Below are 13,117 nucleotides of genomic sequence, written 5' to 3'. Positions count from 1 at the left end.
CATTCAGAAAAACCCCATCCCCCCCCAGGTTAACAAAAGATAACGTGGCGTCGATTGTCAGACCTTTCCAAACCCCGATAGGATAAGCCAGCTTCCGAAGGGGCTCTGGATTGCGGGTTTCAGGACTATGCTCCTAACCATCCAATCCCGATGAGCACCCCTTACGGCGCCCTGAAAGGTTGAACGACCTAACAATAATAATGGGGGAAGGTCTATGAGTGAGCCTGTCATGGGTGTGGGTATCTGCCGCCCGCCGGCACTGCGCAAATTCGCATTGCTGGCTACAGCGCTCTCGCTGTTGGGCTGTGCCGTGTTGTCGGCACCTGCGCTGGCCAATGCGGCGCCAGCCACCGACGTTGTCTATTCCGTTGAATCCGCCAAAGCCAGCAAAAGCCTGATGCTCGACGTCGTGCACGCCGGCAAGCGCCTGGTGGCCGTCGGGGATCGCGGGCACATTCTGTATTCCGATGACCAGGGCGCGACCTGGACCCAGGCCAAGGTGCCGACCCGGGCACTGCTGACCTCGGTCTATTTTGTCGACGACAAACACGGCTGGGCCGTCGGGCATGACGCGCAGATCCTCGCCAGCGAGGACGGTGGCGTCACCTGGACCAAACAATATGAAGACCTGAAACGCGAATCACCGCTGCTCGACGTCTGGTTCCAGGATGCCAGCAACGGCTTCGCCGTGGGCGCTTACGGCGCGTTGGTGGCCACCACCGACGGCGGCAAGACCTGGGAAGACGCCAGCGACCGCCTGGACAACGAAGACCAGTACCACCTCAACGCCATTGCAGCGATCAAGGATGCCGGACTGTTCATCGTCGGTGAGCAGGGCAGCATGTTCCGTTCCTCCGACTGGGGGCAGACCTGGGAAAAACTCGAAGGCCCCTATGAAGGCTCGTTGTTCGGCGTGATCGGCACCGCCGAGGCCAACACGCTGCTGGCCTACGGCCTGCGGGGCAACCTGTTCCGCTCCACCGATTTTGGCACCACCTGGGAGCCGGTCGAGTTGAAAGCCACCCGTGGTGCGCTGGAGTTCGGTCTGTCCGGTGCGACCTTGCTCGACGACGGTTCCATCGTGATCGTCGGCAACGGTGGCTCGGTGATCCGCAGCAACGACAACGGCGCAACCTTCAGCGTGTTCAACCGTCCGGATCGTATTTCGGTTTCGGCGGTGACTGCGGCGGGCGACGGCAATCTGGTTCTGGCAGGACAGGGCGGCGTTCGCGTCACCTCGCCAACCGGCGCCGGTGCAGAGAATGGAAAAAACGGGTCGTCCAAATGAGCCGGGCAAATAATAAGAAGGCGGGTCTATGACATCCTTGAGCAGCCATCACCAAGACAAGGCGACGTTTCTTGAACGCCTGATTTTCAACAACCGCCCGGCAGTGATCGTGATCTGTCTGTTGGTGAGTATTTTCCTGTTCTGGCAAGCGACGCTGATTCGGCCGTCCACCAGTTTCGAAAAGATGATCCCGCTCGAGCATCCGTTCATTCAAAAGATGATGGAGCACCGCAACGACCTGGCGAACCTGGGCAACACCGTTCGCATTTCGGTTGAAGCCACCGACGGCGACATCTTCTCCAAGGAGTACATGGAGACCCTGCGTCAGATCAACGACGAGGTGTTCTACATCTCCGGCGTCGACCGTTCCGGCCTCAAGTCGCTGTGGAGCCCGAGCGTGCGCTGGACCGAGGTGACGGAGGAGGGCTTCGCCGGGGGTGAAGTGATCCCGCAGAGCTACAACGGCTCCCAGCAAAGCCTCGATTTGTTGCGCAACAACGTGCTCAAGTCCGGTCAGGTCGGGCGCCTGGTGGCCAACGACTTCAAGTCGAGCATCGTCGATATCCCGCTGCTGGAGTCCTACCCGGACCCGCAGGATCAAGGCAAGTTGCTGGCCCTGGACTACCGCAAGTTCTCCCATGAACTGGAAGAAAAGATCCGCGACAAGTACGAGAAACAGAACCCCAACGTGCAGATCCACATCGTCGGTTTCGCCAAGAAAGTCGGCGACCTGATCGATGGCCTGGTGATGGTGGTGATGTTCTTCGGTGTCGCCTTCGTCATCACCCTGATTCTGTTGTACTGGTTCACCAACTGCATGCGCAGCACCGTGGCGGTGTTGAGCACGACGCTGGTGGCGGTGATCTGGCAGCTCGGCCTGATGCACTTCTTCGGCTTCGGGCTGGATCCGTACTCGATGCTGGTGCCGTTCCTGATCTTCGCCATCGGTATTTCCCACGGCGTGCAAAAGATCAACGGTATCGCCTTGCAATCCAGTGAGGCCGACAACGCGTTGACTGCGGCGCGGCGCACCTTCCGCCAATTGTTCCTGCCGGGGATGATCGCGATCCTTGCGGATGCAGTGGGCTTCATCACATTGCTGATCATCGATATCGGCGTGATTCGCGAGCTGGCCATCGGCGCATCCATCGGTGTGGCGGTGATTGTGTTCACCAACCTGATCCTATTGCCGGTGGCAATTTCCTACGTCGGCATCAGCAAGCGCGCCGTCGAGCGCAGCAAGAAAGACGCGCACCGCGAACACCCGTTCTGGCGCCTGCTGTCCAACTTCGCCAGCCCGAAAGTCGCCCCGGTATCGATAGTGTTGGCCCTGCTGGCCTTCGGTGGCGGCCTCTGGTACAGCCAGAACCTGAAAATCGGCGACCTCGATCAAGGTGCTCCAGAGCTGCGTCCGGATTCGCGTTACAACAAGGACAACAACTTCATCATCAGCAACTACTCCACCAGTTCCGACGTGTTGGTGGTGATGGTCAAGACCAAGTCCGAAGGTTGCTCGCGCTATGAAGCGATGGCGCCCATCGACGAACTGATGTGGAAGATGCAGAACACCGAGGGCGTGCAGTCGGCGATCTCGCTGGTGACCGTGTCCAAGCAGATGATCAAGGGCATGAACGAGGGCAACCTGAAATGGGAAACCCTGTCGCGCAACCCGGACGTGCTGAACAACTCCATCGCCCGCGCTGACGGCCTGTACAACAACAGTTGCTCCCTGGCGCCGGTGCTGGTGTTCCTCAACGATCACAAGGCTGCCACCCTGGATCGCGCAGTTCATGCGGTGCAGGACTTCGCCAAGGAAAACAACAAGGAAGGCCTGGAGTTCATCCTCGCGGCGGGTAACGCCGGCATCGAGGCGGCCACCAACGAAGTGATCAAGGAATCCGAGCTGACCATCCTGATCCTCGTCTATATCTGCGTCGCGACCATGTGCATGATCACCTTCCGCTCCTGGGCGGCGACTTTGTGCATCGTATTGCCACTGGTGCTGACGTCGGTACTCGGCAACGCCCTGATGGCCTTCATGGGCATCGGCGTCAAAGTCGCGACCTTGCCGGTGGTGGCATTGGGCGTGGGGATTGGCGTGGACTACGGCATCTACATCTACAGCCGCCTGGAAAGTTTCCTGCGTGCCGGTCTGCCGTTGCAAGAGGCGTACTACCAGACGCTGAAGTCCACCGGTAAAGCCGTATTGTTCACCGGCCTGTGCCTGGCAATCGGCGTGTGCACCTGGATCTTCTCGGCCATCAAGTTCCAGGCCGACATGGGCCTGATGCTGACCTTCATGCTGCTCTGGAACATGTTCGGCGCGTTGTGGCTGCTGCCGGCGCTGGCTCGTTTCCTGATCAAACCGGAGAAACTGGCGGGGCAGAAGGGCAACTCGTTGTTCGCTCACTAAACCTCAGGCAAAACCAAAAAGCCGCAACCTTGGGTTGCGGCTTTTTTATGGGGTTTTGTGCCGGACTGCCGCATACCTGTAGGAGCGAGCTTGCTCGCGATGGGCGCTAACGATAAAGCGGTGTTCTGGTTTCACTCGGCGGTCTCGAGTCCATCGCGAGCAAGCTCGCTCCTACAGGCTGCCTGGTCCTGAAACAGGTGTAAAACCATTCAGGACTAGACACTATTGAAAACCTCAGCGGGGTTGCAACGGTAGAAAATCGCTGTTCGCCAGTTCCTTGCTGATGATTCCGTGATGAATTTCGATTTTCTGCTTCGGATCCTTGGCCTTGGCCATGGCCGATTCGTAGGTTTCGAAGCGTTGTTCTCTGGTTTTCAGATGCGCCTGGGTGTAGTCGACCTTGGGATCATCCGCGTTGGCGTAGTGAAAATGCCCGTACCACCAGGGTTGATTGTCTTTATTCAACAAAGCGTACTCTTGCATGAAGTCACGCCGCCCGGTTTTCAGCTGAACCCGGTGGCCATTGATTCGCGCAAAAATTTCATTGCGCCGCAACAGATACTCCACCCCCTCGCTACTGGGCGGTCGGGCGAGAGTCATGCGGGTGCGAAGTTCGGTGGCCTTGTTGTCGAGGATAAGCGCTTTGTCGCGGAGTCCGCTGATCAGCGAAACGTCTGTTTCGCGGTTGGCCGGAGGACTTTCGTGCTGTTCCAGTCCATCGGCGTACCCGATCAGTTTTTGTGCCTCCCGTTGCAATTGCTCTTCGATTTCCTTGGGAGAACTGGCGCGCTGCGCGTAACCCTCGATCTTCTGCACGTTTTTATCGACATCGGCCAACGCCTTGCGGGCATCGCCCTTGAGCTGCTGATAGGGGCGCGTTGCCTTGGTAGCTGCGGGTTTGGCATCGACGATTTCTACCCAGACATTGGGCTCGTGCTCGTGGAACGAAGCCAGTGGCCTTTCTTCGAACGGATGGTTGATGTCGACAATGTCTCCTTCCTGGTGAGCGACCCGTTGTCGAAGATCGCCGATCAATGTGCCTTTGGCGGTTTTGATCACCCGCTTGCGACTGGACCATGAATAGGGACGCTTCACCGGCGGCTTGGCGCCGGATGCCGACGTTGAAGGCTCCTCTGGTTGCGGCAGCAGTTGAAGCGCTTCCGCCAGACGTTGTTCGGCATCGATACGCAGCTGGTCAATGAGCTCGCGCAGACGATTGAAGGGGTGTGCCTGCAGTTCATCGGTGCTGAAAATGCCTATCGCCTCAAGGCCGTCCTGTGCCTTGTTGTACTGATCGACCAGGTTCTCCAGAACGGCGATCCGGTCGCTGTTGGTGTAGGTGTGTTCCGTTTGCAGTTCGGCATGCGAGCGTGACAGTAGCAGCAAAGGGCTGAGGGTGCGTTCGAGCACACCCATGGTGCTGCTTCCGAGGGCCTTGAGACTGAGCAGGCGCAAGACACTCAGCTGATAGCACTTGACGCGCAGTGCCGTTATTTCATCTTCGGGCCTGTTGCCGGTCAGTCGTTTCCAGTACTCGATGCCCTGGCGAGGGATCTGCTTGAGTTCCTGCAGTCGGCTGTCTACCTGATCTAGGCACTTGATCATGGATTCGTTGATGTCGGAGGTTTTGCGCATGAACTCAAAGTAGCGATCCAGTACCGCATCGCCTTCGCGGATCAACGCGTCATGCAAATGCCCGACGCCATTTCTCAAGTCCGCATACGTTTGATTGACAGCCTCGCGCTCCCAGTCAGCAATGACGATCCGTTTGCGGGCATTGTTGATGAGGTTTTCCGACAGGTTGCACAACTGCACAGGATCGGGATCGGATTTGGTCAACTCGGCCAATTCCCTTTTCTCGGCCAGCAGCGTGGCGTAGCTTTCGGTCTGTTTGTCCAGCTCATCAACGAACCGTTGCCTGTACGTGGCGCGATCGAGTTCATTGCTGGCGGGATCGTTTTTTTTCAGTTGCATCAGGTTTTCTGCAATGTCGACGCGCTTCTGCACCCGCACTTGCTGATCCACGAAATCCTGTCGATTGAGTTCCAGCAGGTTGATGCGTTGTTGTGTGACTTCTCGCTGGGCGCTGATTCTCGAATTGCGTCCGCCGCCAATCAGTTTCAACCCTTGATCCAGAGTCCAGCGGCCCGCTCCATTGGTCTTGAGCTTGATGCCGGGATGATCCGGGTGCTCCGGATGTATCAGATACGCCTCGCCGAACCCGGGCACGATACTCACGCGAAACAGCAGGCCGGCGATGGTGGCGTGCCAAAGATTGCCGATCCGGTACAGACCTTTGAACACGCCGGTGGTAACGGGCTCTGGCAGGGGCGTCGGCCATGGCACTTGAACCTCCCGTAACGTGTTGAACAGTCGGGCGGTTGCCGAATCGCGCGCGCTCGACTGGTTGAAATCGAGCAGGGTCTTGCCACTGCCCGGCGGCTCGGAGGGCAGGCCCGCAGTGTCCTGGGTAATAGCCGATTCGGCGGGCCATGAAAATGTCTGCGCAGGACGGCGCAAGGAGGCGAGGGCATCCGGAACTGTCGTCGCTGCGCTGTCGGAAAGTGCCGGGGATCCTTCCTCTCGAGCGACATGCAGAACCAACAGGCCAATGTTCAACAGCACATCGATCCATGCCTGATTCCGTGCCTTCGGGTCATCACTGTCCAGCGCTGGCAGATCGTTGATCAGGCTGTGGGCGATTTGCAGCATCCAGCCCACCACCATGGCAGGGCCGCGCAACAACGGCAGAATCAGGTTGTTGAACACCAGCCAGCCACCCTCGAGGATGATCGCCCAACGGCTTTCGGCATTCGACACCGATTGCCGATCCGCCAGATCAATCAGTGTGCGTGCATTGCTGACGAACAGACTGGCCAGCAATCGACCTTCTTCCAGCGCGGTGAGCCAGTCACCAATCGCTTCGTCGCCGGCCAGCATCGCCGGTTGGGGCTTTTCAGGCAGTGTGAATTCGTCGTCAACATGGAAGTGGACGATGTGGGGTTCGGTGAACCCGTTGTTGTCGTAGATCGGCCGTGCGCGATCCGGCAGCCAGGTCAGCACGCTGGTTTGCAACGGGCCAGTTTGCGCAATGGCGCTCAGCAAGTCCTGACGGCTGGGGTATTGGTGCAGGGGTTCTGAGTACAGCGGTCGGTAAAGAATATGCGGGCCGACTGCGCTCAGGTCTTTCGGCTCGATGATGAACATGTTGCTGACCACATCACTCGTGGCCCCGGCCTTGCGTTGAAACGCCAATGGCCTGATGACGACGGACCGTTCCTCGACGATGCGCTCGGCGGCCAACGGCTGGAATACTGCATCGACATATCGATAGCCCAGGAAGGTGAAGCCATGCTCACCCTTGATCGAATGCTCAAGGGCGCGCAGTGGTAAATGCAGGCTCAGTTCCAGGCCGAAGAGTCGCCGCCGCTCATTGGCTTCGGGACTGTTGCCAAGCAATTGCGCTTCTATGTACTCGGGGTAATGTTTTCCGACATCAACGCGGCTCACCAGATCCAGCAAATAGGCCTCGGTGGTCCAGTCTTGAATCAGCTGGTTTTCGGTGTGGCGAAGGGTCATCCGGCCCTTGGGTTTGCCGGCCAGGTTTTTTATCGCCAGCTCGGTCAGGGACATTTTGACGGGTTCGAGGTAGCCGCTGCCCAAATCGCCGACAGGCACGTGAAAGGTCAGTTCCAGTTCATCGGACTTGTAGCCGGGTGCCAAGGGCTGGTCTTTGAGCATTTGCTCATGCAGCGCATTTCTGGCGAATGTGCGAAGGTCAACGACGTCGTCGGGCAACGAGCGCCCCTGTGTCTGCTGTTTGACACTGGCCATCGACAACGTGTGTTTACGCCAGGCCATGCGATCAGTGGCGCTGGCGCCCTGCAACCACTCGGGAATCGTTGTCTGTAGGGCGTGAAGGTGCGTCGGGTGGTTGTCGCTGCCGATAAACAGTGCGGCGACATCGGTGATCGCATCAAAACGCTTTTCAAGGCTGGCCACGTTTTCGTGTGCGGGCAGTTTGAGCGACTCCAAATCTTCCAGTTGCCGGTTCAGCAGCAGAGCTGCCTGGGTATCAAAGATGTTGCCGTCCGGAGCAAAACGTTTCCAGGTGATGGAGTCCGCCGTGAAGTCTTGCTGAAACCGCGCGCCCCATGCGGCACCGAAGGCTTGCAGGGACGGGAACGATTCGATGTTGCCGGTCACGCTGCACAACAAATGGGTTTCGCCGCAAATCACCAGGATATCCGGCACCTGCAGTGTGAACGACATGTCGCCTCTGCTCAGCGTGACTTGCAGCGTGCAGGCTTCAATTGCACCTTTGGCCCAAGGACGCAGAAGGCGTTCGCGGTTGTCGGGTTGGCGGGCCAGCTCCAATAGAATCCCGGCCTGCTCGGCATCACTTGCTGCGAGGCGCGTCGCGGATGTTTTCAACACGCCGGCGAGCAGGTTCCCCAGCCATTGCCAGCGACTGACGCCGCTGTCGTCCTGTTCGTTCCAACAGGCGGTCAATGATTCCTGAGTGCCGATGTAGAAAATGTCGGGTAATTCACGGATGACCTGCGCAATCACTTGCAGATCGGGCAGTCGCGATGTCGTGTTGTCGACGGTAAGTTGCGCGGGGACACGGTTTGTCAAAAAACAGCTGCGACCGTATTGCTCGCTGAGATCGGGGAATGCGCCGCTGGCCAGGTAGTCGAGTACCACGTCCAGAAGCAGCGTCAGCCGCCAAGCGCCATCCGGGATCGGTTGGGCAATTTTGGTTCGTTCAGGGTCGAACGCCAGTTGCGGGTATTTTTCCAGAATGCCGTCCTTGAGCAGGCGAGCGGTTTGCGAGCGTAAGGTCGGTCGGGTATTGAATCGGGTGTGAACCGCCCGCGCGATGATGTCGGTGTCGCTTGCGGCGGCGGGTGGTGATGCAGGTGTGGGCATGATGCAATCCTTTGCATGTGTGGTTCCTCAACGTAAAACCGAATCGAAAGGGATGTGCGGTAGCCGGGTACCGCACAGGGAGCGAGGCGATAGGCTAAGGCCTGCGTTCAGGCCAGAAACGAAAAAGCCGCAACCAGGGTTGCGGCTTTTTTGCATCTGAAGATCAACGCAACCCTTGTAGGAGCCGGCTTGCTGGCGATGGCGGTGGGTCAGCCAACATATTTATCGTCTGAACAGACGCTATCGCCAGCAAGCCGGCTCCTACAGGGGATCGTGTTTTTATGAGGGATCGGCGCCCAGCACCACATTCAGCGCACTGCGCGCATCGTCCAGCTGCACCAGCGTTGCATGCCGTGCACCCAGCGCATCGCGGTTTTCGATGGCGGTGAGAATCGCCTTGTGCCGTGGCAACGCCAATTCATGCAGGTTCGGCCGCTGGTTGGAATGCTTCAACGCTTCGGCAATCGCCACCGACAGCATGTTGCACAGGTTCGCCAGCAGGTCGTTGTGGGTGGCGTCGGCGATGCGGCTGTGGAAATCCAGGTCCGGTTGCAACAGGGCTTCAGGCGTCGGCGCGGCTTCCATGCGTTGGTAGGCTTCGCCGATAGAGGCAATGTCTTCGTCGGTGGCGAATTGCGCAGCGAGGGCCGCCGCTGCCGGTTCGATGATGCTGCGCACGCTGGTCAGCAGATCGAAGAACTGATTCTGCGGGCTGCTTTGCATCAGCCAGTGCAGCACGTCCGGGTCGAGCATGTGCCATTCCTTGCGCTGCTTGACCACCGTGCCGACACGCGGACGGGAATACACCAGGCCTTTGGCGACCAACACGCGAGTGGCCTCGCGCAGCACCGGACGGCTGACCGCGTACTCCTCGCACAACAGGGCTTCGGCGGGCAGTTTGTCGTCCGGTTTGAAGCGTCCCGAAACGATCTGCATGCCCAGTTCCTGGACAATGCGCGAGTGCATGCTTTTGCGGTCGGAGGGTTTGCGGTAATCCATGGGGAACGGCGCGATCCTGTGCGGGGGAGGTGCTGCGCATGATAGCAGGCGCGGCGAGGACGGTCGCCAGAGCAAGCCGGCTCCTACAAGGGTTGCGGGGTTAGTGGGAGTGGCGGGGGACTTCGGCCCCGCGGCAACCGACCAGGAAGTCGAAGTCGCAGCCCTGATCCGCTTGCAACACATGGTCGATGTATAGCTGGCGATATCCACCGAGGATCATCTGCTGCGGCGGTTGCAGATCGGCCATGCGCGCCGCCAGTTCAGCGTCCGGAATGTCCAGGTGCAGACGCCCGTTGGCGCAATCGAGTTCGATCCAGTCGCCTTCCTTCACCGCTGCCAAAGGCCCGCCGGCCGCTGCTTCCGGTGCTACGTGCAACACCACCGTGCCGTACGCGGTGCCGCTCATGCGCGCATCGGAAATACGCACCATGTCCGTCACACCTTGGGCCAGCAGTTTGGCCGGCAAGCCCATGTTGCCGACTTCAGCCATGCCCGGATAACCCTTCGGCCCGCAGTTTTTCATCACCAGAATCGAGTTGGCATCCACGTCCAGCTCCGGATCGTTGATCCGCGCCTTGTACATGTCGAAGTTCTCGAACACCACCGCACGCCCGCGATGCTGCATCAGCTCAGCCGTGGCGGCGGACGGTTTGAGCACCGCGCCGAGTGGCGCCAGGTTACCGCGCAATACGCAGATGCCGCCGTCAGCGCGGATCGGGTTGTCGAGGGTGCGGATCACTTCGTCCTGACCGTAGATCGGCGCGTCCTTGGTGTTCTCGCCGAGGGTCTTGCCGTTGACGGTCAAGGCATTTGGATTGGGAATCAGGTTGGCTTCACCGAGGCGACGCAACACCGCAGGCAAGCCACCGGCGTAGTAGAACTCTTCCATCAGGAAGCGCCCGGAGGGTTGCAGGTCGACGATGGTCGGCATGCCACGCCCGATGCGGGTCCAGTCGTCCAGCTCCAGTTCCACGCCGATGCGGCCGGCGATGGCTTTCAAGTGGATCACGGCGTTGGTCGAACCACCGATGGCGGCATTGACCCGAATGGCGTTTTCGAAGGCTTCTTTGGTAAGGATCTTCGACAGTTTCAAATCTTCGCGGACCATCTCCACCGCACGCATGCCGGACATGTGCGCCAACACATAACGGCGCGCATCCACCGCCGGAATCGCGGCGTTGTGGGGCAGGGAAGTGCCGAGTGCTTCGGCCATGCACGCCATGGTCGATGCGGTGCCCATGGTGTTGCAAGTGCCGGCGGAGCGGGACATGCCGCCCTCGGCCGCGAGGAAGTCATCGATGGAAATGGTGCCCGCTTTCACTTGTTCGCTGAGCTGCCAGACCACGGTTCCCGAGCCGATGTCCTGGCCCTTGTGCTTGCCGTTGAGCATTGGCCCGCCGGTGACGACGATGGCGGGCACGTCGCAACTGGCCGCGCCCATCAACAGCGCCGGGGTGGTTTTATCGCAACCGGTCAGCAGCACCACGCCGTCAATCGGGTTGCCGCGAATCGCTTCTTCGACGTCCATGCTCGTCAGGTTGCGGGTAAACATGGCGGTCGGGCGCAGGTTCGATTCGCCGTTGGAGAACACCGGAAATTCCACCGGGAAACCGCCGGCCTCGATCACGCCGCGTTTGACGTGGTCGGCGATCTGGCGGAAATGCGCGTTGCACGGGGTCAGTTCCGACCAGGTGTTGCAGATGCCGATGATCGGTTTGCCGTGGAACTGGTGGTCGGCGATGCCCTGATTCTTCATCCAGCTGCGGTACATGAAGCCGTTCTTGTCGGCAGTGCCAAACCATTGGGCGGAGCGCAGGGTGGGTTTCTTATCAGACATGATCGATTCTCTTATTGTATGACTATATTGTTCTGGCTGAGGCGTAACATAAGCGCAATTCAATCTGTTTGGAAGTGTTGTTGCGTAAATAGTATTACTATATAGTCCGCTCCAACGGAGGGAAGGCCCTGGCAGTTTTTGGCGAGAGGCGTCCCCCGAGGTTCTATAACAACAACAATCGGAGACCGATCTCATGAGCCAGGAACTGCGGCTTATTCGTCGCATCACGCTGAAACTGATTCCCTTCCTGATCCTGCTGTACCTGATCGCCTATGTGGATCGCTCCGCCGTGGGCTTCGCCAAGCTGCACATGGGCGCCGACATCGGTATCGGCGATGCGGCTTACGGCCTTGGTGCCGGGCTGTTTTTCATTGGTTACTTCCTGCTGGAAATCCCCAGCAACCTGATGCTCGAACGCTTCGGCGCGCGGCGCTGGTTTGCGCGGATCATGGTCACCTGGGGCGCCATCACCATCGGCATGGCCTTCGTTCAAGGGGCGCACAGCTTCTACGTGATGCGCTTTCTGCTCGGCGCCGCCGAAGCCGGGTTCTTCCCGGGCGTTCTGTACTACATCACGCAGTGGTTCCCGGTTCGCCATCGCGGCAAGATCCTCGGGCTGTTCATCCTCTCCCAACCGATCGCCATGCTGATCACCGGCCCGGTATCCGGCGGCCTGCTCGGCATGGACGGCATCCTCGGATTGCACGGCTGGCAGTGGCTGTTCATCGTCATCGGCTCCCCGGCGATCCTGCTGACCTGGCCGGTGCTACGTTGGCTGCCTGACGGTCCGCAACAGGTGAAATGGATGGATCAGCCCGAGAAAGACTGGCTGGCCGGCGAACTGAAAAAGGACCTTGAGGAGTACGGCCAGACCCGCCACGGTAATCCGTTGCATGCGCTCAAAGACAAACGCGTGTTGCTGCTGGCGCTGTTTTATCTGCCGGTCACCCTGAGCATTTATGGCCTGGGCCTATGGTTGCCGACGCTGATCAAGCAGTTCGGTGGCACTGATCTGGTGACGGGTTTCGTGTCGTCGGTGCCGTACATTTTCGGGATCATCGGCCTGTTGATCATCCCGCGCAGTTCCGACCGTTTGAATGATCGCTACGGCCATCTGGCGGTGCTGTATGTGTTGGGGGCTATCGGTCTGTTTCTCAGTGCCTGGCTGACGGTGCCGGTGCTGCAACTGGCGGCGCTGTGCCTGGTGGCGTTCGCTCTGTTTTCCTGCACTGCGGTGTTCTGGACCTTGCCGGGCCGGTTCTTTGCTGGCGCCAGTGCGGCGGCGGGGATCGCGCTGATCAACTCGGTGGGCAACCTCGGTGGCTACATCGGTCCGTTCGTGATCGGGGCGCTGAAGGAATACACCGGCAACCTGGCTTCGGGGCTGTATTTCCTCTCGGGTGTGATGGTGTTCGGGCTGATTTTGACCGGCGTGGTGTATCGGTTGCTGGAGCGTAAACACGTTCTGCCGGCGGACCAGTTTGCAGCCAGCGCACGTGGCGCTTCCCGCACCTGATCCGAACCTGTAGGAGCCGGCTTGCTGGCGATGGCGATCGGCACATCCGGCATCAATGTCGACAGGCATGCCGCTATCGCCAGCAAGCCGGCTCCTACAGGGTTCTGCGGTGTTTTTGAGAATTGCTTACAG

General features: G+C 59.4%; 6 protein-coding genes. 3 read left to right on the top strand and 3 right to left on the bottom strand.

Annotated elements, in window-relative coordinates; translation table 11 throughout:
* Window positions 1-214 precede the first annotated feature (214 nt).
* Entirely contained in the window at window positions 215-1,288 is a 1,074-nt protein-coding gene (locus tag KGB24_RS07200; RefSeq protein ID WP_223414515.1) for a WD40/YVTN/BNR-like repeat-containing protein, read from the top strand.
* A gap of 28 nt (window positions 1,289-1,316) precedes the next feature.
* On the top strand, window positions 1,317-3,701 hold the full coding sequence (locus KGB24_RS07195; RefSeq protein ID WP_008030082.1) for an efflux RND transporter permease subunit: 2,385 nt from the start codon (window positions 1,317-1,319) through the stop codon (window positions 3,699-3,701).
* A gap of 234 nt (window positions 3,702-3,935) precedes the next feature.
* Here the strand turns inward: KGB24_RS07195 and KGB24_RS07190 are convergent, their stop codons facing one another.
* The 3 genes from KGB24_RS07190 to KGB24_RS07180 all read right to left on the bottom strand — a co-directional run bounded on the left by KGB24_RS07190 (window position 3,936) and on the right by KGB24_RS07180 (window position 11,469).
* On the bottom strand, window positions 3,936-8,633 hold the full coding sequence (locus KGB24_RS07190) for a dermonecrotic toxin domain-containing protein (protein WP_223414516.1): 4,698 nt from the start codon (window positions 8,631-8,633) through the stop codon (window positions 3,936-3,938).
* A 279-nt stretch (window positions 8,634-8,912) separates the two neighbouring features.
* The gene (locus KGB24_RS07185; RefSeq protein WP_008030085.1) at window positions 8,913-9,632 is read right to left on the bottom strand and encodes a FadR/GntR family transcriptional regulator; all 720 of its coding nucleotides are present in this window, start codon (window positions 9,630-9,632) and stop codon (window positions 8,913-8,915) included.
* Window positions 9,633-9,732: 100 nt separating this feature from the next.
* Complete coding sequence (locus KGB24_RS07180; RefSeq protein ID WP_008030087.1) at window positions 9,733-11,469, bottom strand: IlvD/Edd family dehydratase; 1,737 nt, start codon at window positions 11,467-11,469, stop codon at window positions 9,733-9,735.
* 193 nt (window positions 11,470-11,662) lie between these two features.
* Here KGB24_RS07180 and KGB24_RS07175 point away from each other — a divergent pair, with 193 nt between their 5' ends.
* Window positions 11,663-12,985 carry an MFS transporter gene (locus KGB24_RS07175; RefSeq protein ID WP_223416617.1) on the top strand — a complete coding sequence of 441 codons (1,323 nt, stop codon included), beginning with the start codon at window positions 11,663-11,665 and terminating at the stop codon, window positions 12,983-12,985.
* Window positions 12,986-13,117 lie beyond the last annotated feature (132 nt).

Origin of the sequence: Pseudomonas sp. BF-RE-25, from assembly GCF_019956105.1 — a bacterium.
GTDB lineage: Bacteria > Pseudomonadota > Gammaproteobacteria > Pseudomonadales > Pseudomonadaceae > Aquipseudomonas > Aquipseudomonas migulae.
This window is presented reverse-complemented; position numbering and strand designations above follow the sequence as displayed.